11 protein-coding genes and 1 pseudogene are annotated in these 18,171 nt (G+C 37.0%); 9 read left to right on the forward strand and 3 right to left on the reverse strand.

What is annotated here, in order from left to right; genetic code table 11:
- The first annotated feature begins 81 nt into the window (after positions 1–81).
- From LEP1GSC049_RS211845 to LEP1GSC049_RS211820, 6 genes are all read left to right on the forward strand, one after another.
- A complete protein-coding gene (locus tag LEP1GSC049_RS211845; protein ID WP_016560943.1) occupies positions 82–3,471 on the forward strand; it encodes an exodeoxyribonuclease V subunit gamma in 3,390 nt (1,129 codons plus the stop codon).
- Positions 3,461–6,601, forward strand: coding sequence for a UvrD-helicase domain-containing protein (locus LEP1GSC049_RS211840; RefSeq protein ID WP_016560947.1), 3,141 nt, complete (start codon positions 3,461–3,463; stop codon positions 6,599–6,601). The genes LEP1GSC049_RS211845 and LEP1GSC049_RS211840 overlap by 11 nt, the downstream gene beginning before the upstream one ends.
- Entirely contained in the window at positions 6,583–8,436 is a 1,854-nt protein-coding gene (gene recD, locus LEP1GSC049_RS211835; protein ID WP_025186076.1) for an exodeoxyribonuclease V subunit alpha, read from the forward strand. The genes LEP1GSC049_RS211840 and recD overlap by 19 nt, the downstream gene beginning before the upstream one ends.
- Positions 8,437–8,718: 282 nt before the next feature.
- Positions 8,719–9,654, forward strand: a complete 936-nt coding sequence (locus tag LEP1GSC049_RS211830) for an ABC transporter ATP-binding protein (protein WP_016560975.1) — start codon at positions 8,719–8,721, stop codon at positions 9,652–9,654.
- Entirely contained in the window at positions 9,651–10,412 is a 762-nt protein-coding gene (locus LEP1GSC049_RS211825) for an ABC transporter permease (protein ID WP_004755724.1), read from the forward strand. Before LEP1GSC049_RS211830 ends, LEP1GSC049_RS211825 begins: the two co-directional genes overlap by 4 nt.
- 9 nt (positions 10,413–10,421) lie before the next feature.
- A complete protein-coding gene (locus LEP1GSC049_RS211820) occupies positions 10,422–11,291 on the forward strand; it encodes an SDR family NAD(P)-dependent oxidoreductase (RefSeq protein ID WP_004755887.1) in 870 nt (289 codons plus the stop codon).
- A 190-nt stretch (positions 11,292–11,481) separates the two neighbouring features.
- Here the strand turns inward: LEP1GSC049_RS211820 and ppnP are convergent, their stop codons facing one another.
- A complete protein-coding gene (gene ppnP, locus LEP1GSC049_RS211815; RefSeq protein ID WP_004755798.1) occupies positions 11,482–11,802 on the reverse strand; it encodes a pyrimidine/purine nucleoside phosphorylase in 321 nt (106 codons plus the stop codon).
- A 371-nt stretch (positions 11,803–12,173) separates the two neighbouring features.
- Here ppnP and LEP1GSC049_RS211810 point away from each other — a divergent pair, with 371 nt between their 5' ends.
- Complete coding sequence (locus LEP1GSC049_RS211810; protein ID WP_004755842.1) at positions 12,174–13,601, forward strand: Lcl C-terminal domain-containing protein; 1,428 nt, start codon at positions 12,174–12,176, stop codon at positions 13,599–13,601.
- A gap of 13 nt (positions 13,602–13,614) precedes the next feature.
- Here LEP1GSC049_RS211810 and LEP1GSC049_RS211805 read toward each other — a convergent pair whose 3' ends face one another.
- Positions 13,615–14,142 carry a hypothetical protein gene (locus LEP1GSC049_RS211805; RefSeq protein WP_016560921.1) on the reverse strand — a complete coding sequence of 176 codons (528 nt, stop codon included), beginning with the start codon at positions 14,140–14,142 and terminating at the stop codon, positions 13,615–13,617.
- A 3-nt stretch (positions 14,143–14,145) separates the two neighbouring features.
- On the opposite strand from LEP1GSC049_RS211805, the gene LEP1GSC049_RS211800 reads away from it, so the two are divergent.
- Positions 14,146–15,126 carry a hypothetical protein gene (locus tag LEP1GSC049_RS211800; RefSeq protein ID WP_004757076.1) on the forward strand — a complete coding sequence of 327 codons (981 nt, stop codon included), beginning with the start codon at positions 14,146–14,148 and terminating at the stop codon, positions 15,124–15,126.
- A 400-nt stretch (positions 15,127–15,526) separates the two neighbouring features.
- A pseudogene (locus LEP1GSC049_RS2000000225175) lies at positions 15,527–16,532 on the forward strand (hypothetical protein).
- A 126-nt stretch (positions 16,533–16,658) separates the two neighbouring features.
- Here the strand turns inward: LEP1GSC049_RS2000000225175 and thiC are convergent.
- On the reverse strand, positions 16,659–18,143 hold the full coding sequence (gene thiC / locus LEP1GSC049_RS211790) for a phosphomethylpyrimidine synthase ThiC (RefSeq protein WP_016560896.1): 1,485 nt from the start codon (positions 18,141–18,143) through the stop codon (positions 16,659–16,661).
- Between the last annotated feature and the right edge of the window lie 28 nt (positions 18,144–18,171).

Genomic DNA, 18,171 nt, shown 5'->3' on the forward strand with positions numbered 1-18,171 from the left:
CTTCGAGTGCAAGATAAAATGTAATTACTTGCCACAAGGTTGAATTCTTAGGATGTTCGTATTTCGACCGGAGAAAATTGTTTGTCGATCACTCATATTACAAGTCTATCTCTTGAAGATATAACTTCGGAACTTTCTCAGAACATACTTAAGGAAAGAAAAAATTTCCCACTTCGTTCTACTATGATCGTAGTACCTAGTGTGAATATGAGGTTTTGGCTAAATCTGAATCTTGCTCGTATCTCCGGACTTTGCGCTAATCTTAAATTTCTTTTTCTAGAAAAAGCGCTCGAAGAATATTTTTATCTCAGAGCGGGTTTAGAATACGATCCGTTTCAAAAGACATTCCTCAGCCAAGATGCGATTCAAAGAAAAATTTTAACTTTTCTAATCGAAAACTCAAATTCTAAAGAAACTAAATTTTTGGGTTCTTTTTTAGAAAGTATTCCGAGAGCGTTTTCTTTAAGCGCAAAACTGACTTCGCTTTATAAAGATTACGAATTAAACCGATCTTCTTGGATTCAGAGTTGGGCAAACGAAAAAGGTTTGGATATTCCTTCTATTTCTCATAGACCAACACCGTTTCCAAAGGAAGACGAATATTACCTTTTTCAAAAGAAGTTATATCAAAAAGTTCTTTTAAATTCGAATCAGCCGAACACTCTCATTCAATTTTTTCTCAAAGAAGTTTTTAAAGATCCAAAATGTTCTCCTCAAGGTTCCCTGCATCTTTTTTGTCTTTCTAATCTTGCAGATACGTATTTAGGAATTTTAGAATCCATTTCTAAAAAAGACGAACTTCCGATCTATCTCTATCAATTTCACACCGGTGCTTCTACTAAGACAGAATCTTTAGGACCACAAAGATGGTCCAATCCTCAGATTCATATCTCTTCTAGAATGGCGGGGGTTGTTTCTAAAAATTTAGAAGATACTCGTGTTTATCCAGAAAAACTTTCCGCACTTAGAAATCTTCTCAAAGGAGATACAATATCGCATAACGTAAAAATTTTTTCAGAAGACGTGTCAGTCCGTTTTTGGAACGCTCCTTCTTCCTATCGAGAAATGGAATCGGTTGCAAACGATATTCTCTATAAGATGAACCAGGACAGTACACTGACGTATCTGGATTTTGCGGTTTTGGTCACGGATATGAAGGTTTATCGTCCCGCCGTAGAATGGGTGTTAGATGGAGGAATTCTTTTACAGACTAGAGCGGACTCGGACCCGGTTCGAAAAAAAATTCCCTATTCTTTGACGGACATAAACGCGAACGAAGCTTCTCTTTTGTATCGAGGTTTGATGAGTATTTGGGAAATTTGTTCGGGAATTTCCGTTCGTAAAAACGATCTCTTAAAACTTCTTAGAAATCCTCTTTTACAGAAAAGGATTCGTATTCATTCTGAAGATGTGCAGGAACTGGAAAGGTTGATCGAAACTTCCGGAGTCAGATACGAAGAATCTGGAAGAGAAAAAGATACATTCCAAATTTCGAATGGACTCAAAAGGATTCGATTGTCTTCGATTCTTTCTCGAGATACCGCTTGGACAAAATATAAAATTTCTCAGGTTCCTCTAGAATCTGAAGAATCTTCTCTGCACTTAACGGTTTTTTGGGAAACGGTTCTCAAAGTAAAAAAAGATATTCTTTCTTTCTCCGTAAACGGAACGGCTCGATGGACTTCCGAATATCTAAAGTTAGTAAGAACTTCTATCGAAGAACTTTTTGAGTTCCCAGAAGAATACGAACAAGAAGCCAAACTTTTTCACGGTTGGTTCCAGTCGCTTTCTGAATGGGAAGGAATCCAATTACAAAATTCGGAACAAGGAATTTCTCTTTTGAAATTTCTTACGGAACAAATTTTCGATCAAATACCTTATCGTAAAGGAGCCTATCTAACCGGAGGAGTTACAATTTCTCTTTTGCAACCGATGCGTCCCATTCCTTTTAAACATATTTATGTTTTAGGATTGGGAGAAGGAAAGTTTCCAGGTTCTGACGATATTTCACAATTGAATTTAAGAAAACATTTTCGAGAGGAATGGGATATTTCCAAAAGGGAAATTCAAGAATCCCTTTTATGGGAGACGATTCATTCCGCAAGAGAATCGATCACTTTCAGCTACGTAGGTAAAAATCTACAAGAAGATAAGACGTTCGAACCTTGTTCCCATTTTCTTGAAATCATGGAATTTTTGGAAGTTAAGAACGTTGTTCGTATTCCATTACATTCGTATAGTATAAAATACGAACATACTCCCCAGGATTTAAGACAAGGTTTGGTAAGTTATGATTTTGCAAGAGTCTGGGTTAATGGAAACCGAAAAGATCATCCTGTTTTGAATCGATTTCAAGATCCGGACGAACTGATAAAAAATCATTCTGATCTTTCTCAGTCTACGATCGACGTAAAAGAACTTTCTCAGTTTTTAAGCGACCCTTTGGACACGTATCTCAAAAGAAAATTGGCGATGTATTTAGAAGAGGAAAACGTCGAAGAAAACGAAAAGGAACCTTTTTATCTGGACGCGATCGAGGAAACCTATATATTAAAAAAAGTGCATGCACTGATGATTCCAGATCTGGTTTCAGAAAAACCGTGGGTCTGGGATCAAGAAAAAATCGTTCAAGCAGTTTCTCCGATTTTAGAAAAGGAAAAATTTTCTGCAAAGTTTCCTGCATCCGTATTTGGGAAAATACAAGAAGCCGATCTGGTTCGATATTTAGTAACAACTAGTGAACACCTTTCGGAATGGAAACCTCTTTTTCAAGGAGGGAAGTATTATCCGTATTTGAGTTTAGGAGATACAGGATTGCCCGATACAATCTGTAAAAAACTTCCCGCGCTAAAAGTTCCTTTAGAATCCGGGGATTTTTTTCTTCAAGGAGAATGGGAACACGTCATCGAAAAAGAAGGGAGTTTATACTGGTTGTTTTCCAAAAGTTTAGAAGAAAAACCTAGCGAGGATTACTTCGGTTATAAGGATTATTGGAAGGTGATGAGTTTCCCCTTTTTAACCGGGGTCGCATTTGCTTCATCTAACAAAAATTTTAAAATCTATTCTTTTAAACCTAGGCCCTCGGAAGAATCTAAAAAAAAGAATATTCTAGAATTTGAATATAAAATAGAAAATTCTTCTTTAGGAATGGAATATCTTTCTAAAATATTGACTGAATATTTGAAAGAAGAACCTATCTTTTTTCCGCGTAAAGCATTTCTAAGTTATTACGTTAAAAATATACAGGTAAGTTCTGGTAAAAATAAGACGACCGAAGACTTGTCGAAATTTGAAGACGAAAACGTTTGGATCCGTTTTCTCAAAGAGGAATTGAGCGGAATTAAGGAGGACTTATCCCCGCTGGTGAAACTGTATCCGAAAACACCTGAATTGATTTTACGGTCCCAAATCCGATGGGCCAAACATTTTTACAAACCTCTCTTGAATTGGAAGAGGATCCATGAACGTTAGTCGTCCTTATAAACTCAAATCCAGTTTTATAGAAGCGTCTGCCGGAACCGGAAAGACCTATACGATTATGGAAATCGTAGGAGATCTGATTTTAGAACATAAAGTTCCTTTGACTCAGATTTTGATTTTGACCTATACAGAAAAGGCGGCGGGAGAACTCAAAGAAAGACTTAGAAAAAAACTGATCAGTTCCGGACTGACCAAAGAAGCCAGGGAACTGGATCAGGTTACGATTTCCACAATACACGGATTTTGTAATATGATTTTAAAGGAATATCCGGTAGAAACGGAAACTCCTACAAACTGGATCTTAACCGACTCTCTGGAAAGGTTGAACGTTGCTCTGTATAAACTTCAACACGAGGAATGGAGTTCTTGGGTGGACCCCGAAAAGTTGGAAAAGTTCATTTTGGCTTCGAAATATAGATTCAAAAAAGACAATATTCTAATTTCTGCATCTAAACTTTTGAGCGGAAAAAAATACACTTATTCTAACGAAACAACTACCATGAGTTCGGAGACTTTTCTTCAAAAAACCGCATTGATCATTGCGGAGATGGTTTCGAAGGAGTTTAAAACTTCGGAGTGGATGAGTTACGACCAGATGATTTTAAAAACCAGGGATTCTTTGGAAAACCCTCGTCTTAGAAAAGCGCTTCAAAGTAGATACAAAGTAGGGATCTTGGACGAATTTCAAGACACGGATGGGGCTCAATATGAAATTTTCAAAAGACTTTTTTTAGAATCTAACGATGGTAGAGCGTTGTATCTGATCGGAGATCCGAAACAGTCCATCTACGGATTTAGAGGAGCGGACATAGGAATTTATCTTCAAGCAAAAGAAGAATTAAAAAAACATAAAGCAGAAGAAATTTCGTTGAACGTCAATTATAGATCGGTTCCTGAGTTGATTCGAGCCTATAATGAAATTTTTGGTGGAGAATCTGGGAAACAGAGTTTTTTCCCGATCTTAGAACAATCGATTCCGATCCAATACGAGCCCGTATTTGCCCCCAAAGAAAATATTAAGATTTTATTAAGCGACAAACAGAAACAAGGTCCGATTCAGATTGTACGATTTACCGGAAAAGATTTTTGGAATACTCAAGACGCAAAAAACGCCTGGGGACAATTTATCTCGGAGGAAATATTAAAACTCATTCACAAAAAGAATCCGTTTACTTATCAAGTTTCTGAAGGGGATTTGTATTATGTGGAAAAAAAACTACAACTCCGTGAAATAGCAGTTTTAGTAAAAAGTAAGTCGGAAGGAAAGCTGGCGGAACAATTTTTAAAACTCAGAGGGATTCCTTGTTCCTTTTACAAACAAGAAGGAATCTATCAATCCGCGGAATCATATCAAATTTCTAATATATTCGAATGTCTTTTAGATCCGAATAAACCTTCCTCTTATCGAAAACTTTTATTGGGAGATTTGTTTCAAATTCATCCGGCACATCTTACTTATTTTGATGAACATTCGATTGATTCGTCCGAAAAAAGTATATTAGATCGTTGGAAAACTCTTTCTATGGAACGTAAATTTTCTGAGTTATTCCGTTCCATAGAAGAAGACAGCAGGATTTTTTTGACCGAAGACGAAACGGATATAGACTGGGAAAGAAAACTGACCAACTACAGACAGATTTTTAAAAGGTTACTTCAGTTTCAAATTGTAAACCAAGCCGATCTGGAAGAAGTATTAGAAGAATTGAAACTACTACAGAGTAGTTCTAAAAACGAAGAAGAACTTCCTTTGTTTGAAAAAGAAACAGAAAAAGATGCGGTTCAGATACTAACTTTACACGCTTCTAAAGGTTTGGAATGGCCAGTCGTTTTTTTGTTTAATCTTTCCGGAAATTATATTCCGGAGGTCTACGACTATCCTTTTGTGGATAAGGATGGAATACGATCTTGGAAGTTGAGTCTTTGGGATGATGAAGAAGAAAAGAAAATTAGTAAAGAAATATATTCTAATCAATCTTTGAACGAAAACAAAAGACTTTTATACGTGGGGATCACTAGATCCAAGGTGAGACTTTATCTACCGTTTTATACTCCATTGAACAATTGGAAAGCAAGAGATTCAGCATATTATAAAATTCTTTATCCTAGGCTTCAAAATATATTAGAGAATAAAATCGATACGGACTTATTTCATGTGATTTCTTGGACTCCTACACCTTTTGATTCTACCGATCCTAACCGAATTGATCGGAATTTAGATCCAGAAATATGTTTTACGCCCTTACTCTATAAAGAATCGGAAACTTTTCAAACGATTCGTCTCAATAGTTATTCTTCTTTGAGGACTAGAATGAATTTTTCGGAAGAAACATCTCTTTCCGTATTAGAAGAAAAAAACCGTATGCAGTCAGACGACGTGGAAAACTCCGAAACGGAAATCAAAGATGTACTTCCATCTTCTGCTTCTATCGGTTCTTTTTTACATTCTCTTTTGGAAGAATTGGATTTTTCCATTTTTAAAACTACTACACCTAAGGAGCTTTTAAAAAACGAAAAAATTATTTCCAGAATGGATTTTCATTTGGACTACTTTCGAATTTTAAAAAGAGAAGAAGGCCGCCCTATTTTAGAAAAGGAAACGGTTCAAAAAAGGAGCGTAGAAATTTTATGGAATCTATTGAACGCAGATATTCCAGATCAGAAAGGAACTTCATTTCGACTTGTGGATCTATCCAAAAAAAATAGGATTTCTGAAATGGATTTTCATTTGGATTTAAATACTAGTCCTGGAAATTTTTTAAGAGGTTCCATCGATTTGGTGTTTCAGGTCGATGATAAATTTTATTTGGCGGATTATAAATCCAATCTACTTGAAGATTATTCTACTCTTTCTTTAAAAAGAAACGTGGAAAATTCGGAAAGTAGATATGACCTTCAAAGAGATATTTACGCATTAGTACTTTATGAATATTTAAATGGTTTGTTTGGTCCAAAGGAAGCCTTACAAAAAATCGGAGGAGTATATTATTTTTTTCTAAGAGGGATGAAATACGGAGAAAGTTCTGGAACTTATTCGGACTTTTTTTGGAGTTTGGAAAGAATAGAGACAATTCGTAAAACCGTTATAGAATCGACTACGTTTCAATGGGAGGAATCCAATTGACTTTTATCGAAAAATTAAGAACGGATATTTTAGAACTGGTAAAATTGTCGGAACTCGAAAAGAAAAATTCGATAAAAGTATCTGAAGAAGACTCAAACTATATATTAGAAATATTGAATTCTCTTTGGAGCGCCACTCAGGAAGGAAGTTTATGTGTTCCCGTAAAACAAGAGTGGAGGAAAATTTTAAAAATAAAACTTCCCGGTCTGGTTGTGGATCGGTTCGAAAATACGGAATGGGTGTATTTCGAAAAAAACTATTATTCTAAGATCGAATTGGAACGTCTTTTAAAAGAAAGGATCGAAAATGAAATTTCGGTTAATGTAGATACGGGTCGAGTCGACAAGATTCTAAAAGATTTGGAATCAAAAAGTTTTTCACTAAAAAAAAATCAAAAAAAAGCGATCTTTTCTTGTTTAAACTCATCTTTTCAAATTGTAAGCGGAGGACCTGGTACTGGAAAAACGACCGTAGTAGCATTTTTATTACAAATTTTGAATGAACTGGGACAACTTCCTTCTCCGGAAAAAATTGCACTTGTCGCACCGACAGGAAGAGCGGCGCAGAGACTAACGGAATCGGTTCAGGAAAATTTAAAAAAAATTTCCACGTCTCTCGAAAACGGATTTTTAAGGGGGCAGACGATTCACGGACTTTTAAACTACAAACAGTCGTTAGGTGGGTTTTATTATAATCAAGAAAGATACCTTCCACATAGACTAATTATCGTGGACGAAGTTTCTATGGTGGATTTGAATCTGATGCTTTCTCTTTGGAGCTCGATTCCTAAAAATGAGACGATTAAAGAAAAAACGATACCATTTCGGTTTATATTGATCGGAGATCCACATCAACTTCCTTCTGTCGAAAAAGGAGCCGTGTTAAGCGATTTTTTATCCGCGTTAGAATCTAAACGAACTCGTTTTGTTTCTAAATTAGAAGAAAGTAATCGTCAACAACCGAACGCAAACGGAAAAGTTTCAAAGATTGTAACACTCGCCGAAGAAATTTTAAGATATTCCCCTGAAAACCTAAACTTAGGAACTAAGATAGATGAAAATTTTCCAAAAACGATTCAAATCAAGGAGAATATTCAATATAAAAGTGAAGTAGTATGGTTACAAAATATTGAAAATACTACTTCGGATTATTTTTCTAGGGACGAGTTAGTCGAAAAACTTTGGAAAGAAATTTTTTATCCTCAAATTGATAGAATTGCTTCTTGGAAAATTCAGGATTCTTTTTGTTTTAATAAACCGGATTTTATTCAAAAATTTCAAGAAGAACTGAAACGATTTCGTTGTCTTACGATTTTTAGAAGTGGTTATTGGGGAGTGGATGCGATTCAGACAAAGATTATGAACTTGGCCGCTCAAAATTTTTTTCTCGGAAAAGGCGGAAACTTTTTCGCAAAACGACTTTCCAAGGGAATTTATTTTGTGGGTCTTCCCATTTTAATTACTCGAAACGATAAAAACAGAAAACTTTTCAACGGAGATATTGGAATCGTATTAAAAACGGAATCTACTGGAGAACTTAGGGCAGTATTTCCTGTTGAAGGAAAACTCTTTCAGTTTGCGTTAGACACTCTTCCAGAACACGAACCGGCGTTTGTGATGAGTGTACATAAAAGTCAGGGATCTGAATATGATACAATCCTAATGTACCTCCCAGATTCTATAGAAGAGGAAAAGTCTCATGGACTACTCAATCGTCAGGTTCTTTATACTGCAATTACAAGAGCTAAAAAACAAGTAATCTTGGCCGGAAATCCACAGACCTGGGAAATCGGAATCGCCAATTCTCAAAATAGAAATACTGGGTTTAGAATCTAAAATAAAAAAATTGATTGTAAGTAAATTAGAATATAATTGATTTCTTTTTTAAAAAAACTTCAATCTTCTGAATGGATTTAAACACTTGGCACCTTTTGCGTGTAGTTTGTTCTACGAACCGCGTTTAAACTTAGAAAGGCGCTGTAAATCAATTTTAAGTTTCAAGTAAAGTATGAAAATCGATTCAAAAAAAGTAAAATCATGCTGTACGAAGAAAATGTTTTGTGTATTTTGGGCTTTCTATCGAGTCGATTCTAAGACGTTCATACAATAAGGAAGAATATGAGACCGAAAATGAAATCGCCCATTGTATCCGTAAATGGTCTTTCTAAATATTATGCAAATGGATTTCAGGCGTTAAAAGACGTTTCTTTGGAAATTCAAGAAGAAGAAATCATTGCTCTACTTGGTCCAAACGGAGCGGGTAAAACGACTTTGATTTCGATCATTTGTGGAATTGTAAATCCAAGTGAAGGTTTTGTTCATGTTTCCGGAAAAGACATTTTACAGGATTTTAGATTTACCAGATCCCAAGTCGGCCTTGTTCCTCAGGAACTCAGTGTTCACGCGTTCGAATCCGTATGGGCTACGGTGAGTTTTACGAGAGGTTTATACGGAAAATCACCTAATCCCGATTATATTGAGAAACTTTTAAAATCACTTTCTCTTTGGGATAAGAAGGATCAGATGATACTTACACTTTCCGGAGGAATGAAACGAAGGGTTCTGATTGCAAAGGCACTTTCTCATGAACCTAGAATTTTATTTTTGGACGAGCCAACCGCGGGAGTGGACGTAGAACTTAGAAAGGATATGTGGAATATAGTTCGCAATCTACGGGAAAACGGAGTCACAATCATTCTGACTACACATTATATAGAAGAGGCGGAAGAAATTGCGGATCGTATCGGAGTGATCAACAAAGGAGAGTTGATTCTCGTAGAAGATAAAAAAGAACTTATGCAGAAGTTAGGAAAAAAACAACTTACGATTGATCTAAATCGAACCTTAAAAAAAATTCCAGCGGCTTTAAAATCAAAGGGACTGGAAATCGTTGGAAACGGAAGACAACTTCTTTATACATACGATTCTCATGGCACTCAGACCGGGATTTCCACTCTTCTTCAGGATTTAAAAAAAGCTAAAATTGATTTCAAAGATTTGAATACTACTCAAAGTTCTTTGGAAGAAATATTCGTTCAGTTGGTATCAAAATGAATCTATACGCGATCAAATCTATTTATATTTTTGAAATGTCCAGAACGTGGAGAACACTTTTTCAAAGTATTGCTTCCCCAGTTATTTCTACTTCTTTGTATTTCGTGGTCTTCGGTTCTGCGATCGGTTCTAGAATCCAAGAAGTGGATGGAGTAGGTTACGGTTCGTTTATCGTTCCCGGTTTAATTATGTTGTCTTTGTTGACGGAGAGTATTTCTAATTCTTCTTTTGGAATTTATTTTCCTAAGTTTACTGGAACGATTTATGAAATTTTAGCGGCGCCAATTTCTATGATGGAGATCGTGATTGGTTTTGTGGGTGCTGCGGCTACAAAATCGGTGATCTTGGGAACGATTATGCTTGCCACAGCTTCTTTATTTGTTCCGATAAAAATTGCACATCCGTTTGTGATGGTTCTTTTTCTTCTTTTAACTTCTATTTCTTTCAGTTTGTTCGGATTTATTATAGGGATCTGGGCGGATAGTTTCGAAAAATTGCAAGTGATTCCTTTACTCATCATAACTCCTTTAGTATTTTTAGGCGGCAGTTTTTATTCTGCGAATATGCTTCCTCCTTTTTGGCAAAAGGTGACTTTCTTTAACCCTGTTCTTTATTTAGTGAGCGGGTTTCGTTGGAGCTTTTACGAGATCTCTGATGTAAGCGTGGGAGTAAGTCTTACGATGGTTTTTATTTTTCTTTCGATTTGTTTGGGTCTGGTTTGGATAATTTTTAAAACCGGTTACAAAATTAAAAAATAAATTTTGAATATGAAATCAAATCATCTACGATTTGAAGGTAGAAACGTTTTTATTGTCGGCGGTTCGGCTGGAATTGGAAAAGGACTTGCACTGGAGTTTGCAAAACAAGGGGCAAACGTAGTTGTTGCTGCTAGAAATAAAAAAGCTTTGGAAACAACCGTTGCCGAGTTAAAAACGATCGGTTTTAAAAACGCAATCTTTGATTTTGTAGTTGCGGATGTTTCCGACGTTTTACAAATACAAAGGGCCTCAAAAAAGGTTCTCAAAACTTTAAAAGATTTGGATCTTCTAATATGTAACAGCGGTTATGCGAAAGTAGGTAAGGTTGAGGATTTAAGCGAATCTGATTTTAGAACACTGATGGACGTGAATTTTTTTGGACATGTGAACTTGGTCCGTGCCTTTCACGGTCATTTTCTAAAACAAGGTTTCGGAGATATTGTTTTTGTTTCTTCCATGCTTGCTACGTTTTCTATTTACGGTTATGGAGCGTATTCTGCTAGTAAGTTTGCGATTATTGGTTTTGCACAATCCTTGCGACAAGAAATGGTGTTTCATGGAGTGAGGGTGAAAGTTTTTCTACCTCCGACTACGGATACTCCCGGTTTAGAAAAAGAAAATCTGGATAAACCAGATCTCGTAAAAGAAATGGAGATGGGTTCGGCGATCAATTCGGTTCATTCCGTAGGAAAAGTAGTGGACTCATTTATGAATTGGTTTCCTAAAAAGAAATTTTTAGGTTATGCCACCTGGGATTCTTGGCTTCAATATTTTTTAACGAGACATTTTCCGGAATGGACGCTGAGAATTGCAGACGGTGAACTTAGGGCCGCACAAAAAAGACTAGAACAAAAAATAATTACTAATACCCATCTTTAATTTTAAAAAGGCGAATTTTCTTTAAAAGAGTTTTTATTCGTTTAAACAAATGAATCAGATCATTTTTCTGGATACCAAGAGACAGAATCTGTGGGAACTCGCACGGATCGATTTGGTGGATAATCTTGAGGATACGGTCTTCGTTTATAAGTCTTTTTTCCGCTGAATTGAAACGTTTTTGTTTTTAGAATTAGGAATTTTGAATATAGGAACAACAATAGTCGCTAATTTTTTTCACATCCATTTGAAATCTGGATTTTGCGGGAACTTCAAAACTTTGACCACCTTTGATTTCTTTCCAAACTTCTTGTCCTGGAAGTTTCACTAAAAGTTCTCCGTCTAAAATTTCCATAATCTCTTTTTCGTCCGTTCCAAAGTCGTATTGACCCGGCATTAAAATTCCAAGAGTCTTTTTACTACCGTCTTGAAACAAGATGCTTCTACTTGTCACCTTACCATCGTAATATACGTTTGCTTTTTTTAGGACCGTTACGTTTTCAAACTGTGACATATTTACTCCATCGATCGAACATAAATTTAAACTTCAAAAAAATCTAAAACTTGTTTGGGAAGGTTTCTTTTCGCAAGACTTACAAAATAAGTCAGGAAAGATACAATTTTTACGGTGAAACGCAACTTTAAAGACGTTCTATGTTTCTGGATTAGTTTAGGGATTTTTATCAAAAACAAATTGTAAAATGGACCGGGCATAGTTTCGGAAATTTTAAAATTTTTGATCTGAAAATTCTGTTCGTTTTCTGCAAAAAAATACTTATCTGATTCTTATAGATTCGAATTCTTTCATTGATTAGCTTATAACTTGATAGGATTTATTTTGGAATACCAATTATAGTTTTCCTATTAAGGAAAAATGATCTTTTTATGAATCGGCGCCTTGGCTTATCTTTGATGTTCGCAGCAACATCGTTCTTTGTATTTTGTTCTCAAGCCGATCGGATCAGTATAGACTCTTCTTCAACGGCTGGTCTTCTTTTTCAAAGTGGTATGGAAGCCTTACTCATGGAGAGCCAAAACCAAAACGATTCTCCAGTTCTTTCCGAAGAACCAAAAGAAATTACCTCTTTTCGTTTTCAAGCCGCAGATCATTTTTTTGCCCTCGACTCTGTAGGAGAAGTTTTTGAAAATAGAATTGCAATTTTAGTTCCGTTCGGTGCGGTTTCTCGTTTGAAAGCCACTTTTGTAACCACAGGGACAAGAGTAGAAATAAACGGTGTTTCTCAATCCAGTGGACAAACTATAAATGATTTTTCTTCTCCATTGATTTATAGAGTGATTGCAAGTGATGAAAGTTTTCGGGATTATACGGTTCAGGTTCTTCCTATATTTCGTCTAACGGATGCGGGACAGACTAGTTGTTATTCAAATTGTTTTGACGATCCTGGTCAGGACGCTGATTATTTTACGGGAACTCCATCCACTTTTCAATCCAATGTAATTATGCCAGGTTATACCCCACAACCTGTGACTTTTGATCGGCAAACTGGTTTGATTTGGAAATATTGTCCAGTCACTATGAGTAGTAGTACTTGTACTTTGCCTACCTACGCTTATACACATTCGTTAGCGGTGACTTATTGCAGTGATTTGAATCAGATGAATGCCGGGTTAGGATATGCAGGTATTCAAGGTTGGAGGCTTCCAGAAATTGAAGAGCTAATGACTCTCAGTACGTATAAAACTCCGAGCGGAGTATATATAGATCTTACTGAGTTTCCGATTGGAGACGAACAATTTTGGTCAAACACGACTAACGCACTGAATGTGACCGAGGCCTGGGTGTTTAATTTCGCTTCCGGATTGAATACTTTGGTACCCAAGTCTTGGGGAAATCAGAATGTTCGTTGTGTTTCTGGTGGTAGAATGCCTGATCAAATTTACTCCGATTTAAATAATGGAACCGTTCGGGATGATAGAACCAATTTAGTTTGGCAGAAATGTTCCGTTGGACAGACCTGGTCTCCTAATTCTCCCGATTGTACTTTAGGAAGTCCAACGATTCATAATTTTGTTTCGGCTTTATATACATGTCGAAATTTGAATTTAGCGGATCGTACTTGGAGACTTCCTAACGTTCACGAACTAAGAAGTTTATTAGATTTTTCTTCTTCGGCAGGAGCAAAAATTGATCCGGTTGCTTTTCCCAATACTCCCGCCATATCATCACAATATAACGCTAGCAATTCCATTCCGCATGCACAAGTGTTTAAAGTTAATTTTACAGATGCTACAATTAATACTACCGCTTTGAGTACCCAAAGTTATTTACGTTGTGTCAGTGACGGACCTTGAACAATTTTTCCGGTTAAAATTCATTATTTATTTGTGAGTGTGTTGGTAAACTTTCAGAAAAATTTCCGATAGATTTGAACTTGGTCGGAACCGTTATTCTTCCGGGAAGTCCAAAGGTTTCGGCTTTGTGGAAATGCCGAACGAAAAAAACTGAGCCGGGATCGCTCTCTAACTCAATATTTTTCCCTATCAGTAATATTTTCTTCAGCTCTTCTATTTTCGCTCTTACGTCTTGTTCCGATTTTTCGTACTTCGTGGGAGTAGCTTCTATGAATCTCTGATAATTTTCGATCGCCCACTTTTTATTTCCGGTACGGGAATATACGATTTCTAAATTGAAATAGGTTTCGGTGGCGGATTTAATTTTGTTGGAACGGTTTCTTCCAGCGACATACACCGATCCTAAAAATAAACTCTTTAAGAATTTCCATAGATCTCTGCTACTCTTTCCTTGTAGTTCAGAACCGGTTTCTAAAGTCGCACTCACTAAAGGAAGCGTATAAAATTCTTTACCGATCCAATACAATCGAATAAAAATCATCCCATGAATAGAAATATTCTTTCATTTCGGTTTAAAAAAACTATCGTTCTTTTCTCGTATCCAAGTCAATGGATTTGGTTTCTGATTCTTTTTTTCTTTTGTTTTCCTTTTCTAAACTGTGCAACTACACTCCTATTAAACAAACAAAGCGAAACTTCGTTTGATGAATACGTAAAACTTCAACTGCGTCTATTGCAGAATGAGAAACGTCCCATTCTAGAATTATCGTATATAGTGGATGGAAAGCCTAAATTTCGCTACTATTGCGCGAGTCCTTCGTCGAGTGGAAATTCTAACAAAGAATATTCCTACGATATACACCGCCTTAAACTGGATGATGAATGCGATTTGAAAGGGGGTGACGAAGACATTTCTCGGATCCGAGTAGAAAACCCATTTGGGAAATTATTTCTTCCTGATATAGGAACCGCAATCGTCTTACCATGGTGGGATCTAAATGGTGCAAATATCATTCTCTATCGAGGTACTCCGATTCGAAAAACGATTTCCAATATTCAAGAAGCATGGACTGTAGGATGGGGGTCGGATGAAAGACTCTGTCTCTCTGATTCTAAAAATAGAACCCTTGCACTCGACTGTTCCAAAGAAGAAAAAGAAAATTACACTTTCGGTCGACGACGTGTATGCGTTCGAACTTCCACGGACTGTTCTAAAACATCCACTTCAAAATCACTTCCTTTATTGGCAATTCCTAGAACCCCTCCTACCTATTTTATAGCTAAAGTATGGGACGATAAGAAGGATGGAAAAACTTTTCCCGAGTTGGTGGCGATAGCCGTTTGGTTGTACGAACCAAAATCGACTCAGAAAGGTTCCTCCATTATAGAAATCGAATTTTTGCCTGAGGCCAAACAATTCAGTCCGGGGAATGTAATTGGTTATGGAATGCGTTGGCTCCTTTTGCCGTTTACACTGGCTATCGATATCGTTGCTTTTTACTTATATTTTCACCGTTATTATTAAGTGGGGATGGATCTTCTAAAAAGTATTATCCATCTGACAAAGAAATCTTAAAAGAGTGCAAGGAACTAACCTTTTTCCGAAAATTCAAAATCTTTTAATAAGAACTTATCCAACTCTTGCATGCTGGACAGAACCCAGAACGTGCTCTATGAAAAGCGTTTTGTTGAGTTTCCGCAGCTTACCCTTTTTGACAAAGTAAAAGAAACTCAAGCCGCTTCGTTCTTTATGAATTGCTCAGTAAGTTTTGGGACGCGCTGTAAGCATTTATCAAAAATTCGTTTGAGAGTGGAACAATCTTTTCAGTTCAGAACCGGTTTCTAAAGTCGCACTCACTAAAGGAAGCGTATAATGTTGTATAAAACTCTTTACCGATCCAATACAATCGAATACAAGTCATCCCATGAATAGAAATATTCTTTCATTTCGGTTTAAAAAACCTATCGTTCTTTTCTCGCATCCAAGTCAATGGATTTGGTTTCTGATCGTCTTTTTCTCTTGTTTTCCTTTTCTAAACTGTGCGACGATGGAGTTGATAAAGATACAAAAAGAAACTTCGTTTTATGAGTCCGTAGATCCGCCTTTAGATCAACTGCGTCTATTGCAGAATGAGAAACGTCCCATTCTAGAATTATCGTATATAGCGGATGGAAAATCTAAATTTCACTACTACTGTGCGGACGCTTTGTCGTCGAGTGAAAACTCTAACAAAGAATATTCCTACGATATACGCCACCTTAAATTGAAAAATGAATGCGATTGGAAAGAGGGCGACACAGACATTTCTCGGATCCGAGTAGAAAATGTATCCAGGAAATTATTTCTTCCTGATATAGGAACCGCGATCGTCTTACCATGGCAGCATTCGGTTATTACAATCTATCGAGGTACTCCGATTCGAAAAACGATTTCCGATATTCAAAAAGCGTGGTGTAGGTTGGGGATCGGATGAAAGACTCTGTCTCTCTGATTCTAAAAATAGAATCCTTGTACTTGACTGTACTAAATTTGATGTCGGCTCTGATTTTCGTCGAAATGTATGTATTCAGACGTCTGCGGATTGTTCCCAACCACCTACTTCAAAATTGCTTTCTTTATCGGAAATTCCTAGAACCCCTCCTACCATTTTTATAGTTAAGAGATGGGGCGGATCGGGCGAAAAGGATCGTAAGACAGGGAAGACCGTTTTCCTGACGATGGCGATAGCCGTTTGGTTGTACGAACCAAAATCGACCCAGAAAGGTTTCTCCATTGTGGATATTGAATTTTTGCCTGAGGCCAAACAATTCAGCCCAGGTAACGTAATTGTCTATGGAATGCGTTGGGTCCTTTTGCCGTTTACACTGACTCTCGATATCGTTACTGGTATATTTCAAGGTTATGCTAGGTGGTGGAGGAGGGGGCATTAAAAAGATAACCGGCTCTTAGTTGAAGAATACATATTTGGCATGGCTCTATCGAGATAACTCTTTAAGAATTTCCGTAGATTTCCGCCCCTCCTTCCAAAAATTCCTTCGAAGTTCTACTTGGATCGTTTAGGATTCTTGGATTTCTTCTTCTGCAGATTTCCTTAAGTCTTGAGTTAGATTCATCGAGCAGAAATGAGGACCACACATAGAGCAGAAATGTGCTGTTTTCATCCGATCTTGTGGAAGCATTTCGTCGTGAAATGTTTTTGCGGTTTCGGGATCCAAAGAAAGCGAGAATTGATCTTCCCAGCGAAATTCAAAACGAGCTTTGCTTAAAAGATTGTCCCTATCGATCGCTCCAGGATGTCCTTTTGCTAAATCGGCGGCGTGGGCGGCAATCTTGTATGCGATTACTCCTTGTTTGACGTCTTCTTTATTGGGAAGTCCCAGATGTTCTTTGGGGGTCACATAACAGAGCATAGCTGTTCCGTACCAACCTATCATGGCGGCACCGATCGCAGAAGTGATATGATCGTAGCCTGGTGCTATATCCGTTACAAGAGGGCCTAACGTATAAAAAGGCGCTTCTTGACAAAGTTTTGTTTGAAGATCTACGTTTTCCTTGATTAAATTCATAGGAACATGTCCGGGGCCTTCTATCATAACTTGGACGTCTTCTTTCCAAGCAAGTTGAGTCAATTCACCTAGGGTTTCTAATTCTGAAAATTGAGCCTTATCATTCGCATCTGCGATCGAACCAGGTCTAAGGCCGTCTCCCAGTGAAATGGAAACGCCGTATTTTTTCATTACCTTTAGAATTTCGTCAAAATGAGTATATAAAAAATTCTCTTTGTGATGTGTCTGGCACCATTTTGCAAGTATAGAACCTCCCCTAGAAACGATTCCGGTTACTCGATTTGTAGTAAGCGGAATGTATCTCAAAAGTACTCCCGCATGAATTGTAAAATAATCTACTCCTTGTTCTGCCTGTTCTTCTAAAGTTTCTAAGAAAATTTGAATATTCAAATTTTCTGTTTTCCCCTTTACCTTTTCTAGGGCCTGATATATAGGAACGGTCCCGATTGGGACGGGTGAATTTCTCAAAATTCGTTCTCTGGTTTCGTGTATGTTTTTTCCCGTAGAAAGATCCATGACTGTGTCTGCACCCCATTTGATCGCCCAGTGTAACTTTTCGACTTCTTCTTCGATCGAGGAACCGAATGTGGAGTTGCCAATATTTGCATTGATTTTTACTAAAAAATTTTTACCGATAACCATCGGTTCGAGTTCGGGATGATTCCGATTGGAAGGTAGAATTGCTCTGCCACGGGCGATTTCTGAACGGACGAATTCTGGTTCCATATTCTCTCTAAATGCTGCGTAACGCATTTCTTCGGTGATAATACCTTTTTTAGCAAAATACATCTGAGAATGGTTTGAGTGATTGAAACGTTTTTGAATCCATTCTTTTCTAAAAGCCGGGATTCCGTTTTTATAATCCGAAGGTTGTTTTCCAGAAAGACCTCCTTCAGTGTGATAGGATTGATATTCGGTTCCGTCGCTTAGTCGGATTGGTTTATAAGGAATTTGTAATTTTTGAACAGGTTCCATAGATTCTCCTGGCGTTAGTTTGGAGTTG

Origin of the sequence: Leptospira kirschneri serovar Cynopteri str. 3522 CT, from assembly GCF_000243695.2 — a bacterium.
Lineage (GTDB): Bacteria > Spirochaetota > Leptospiria > Leptospirales > Leptospiraceae > Leptospira > Leptospira kirschneri.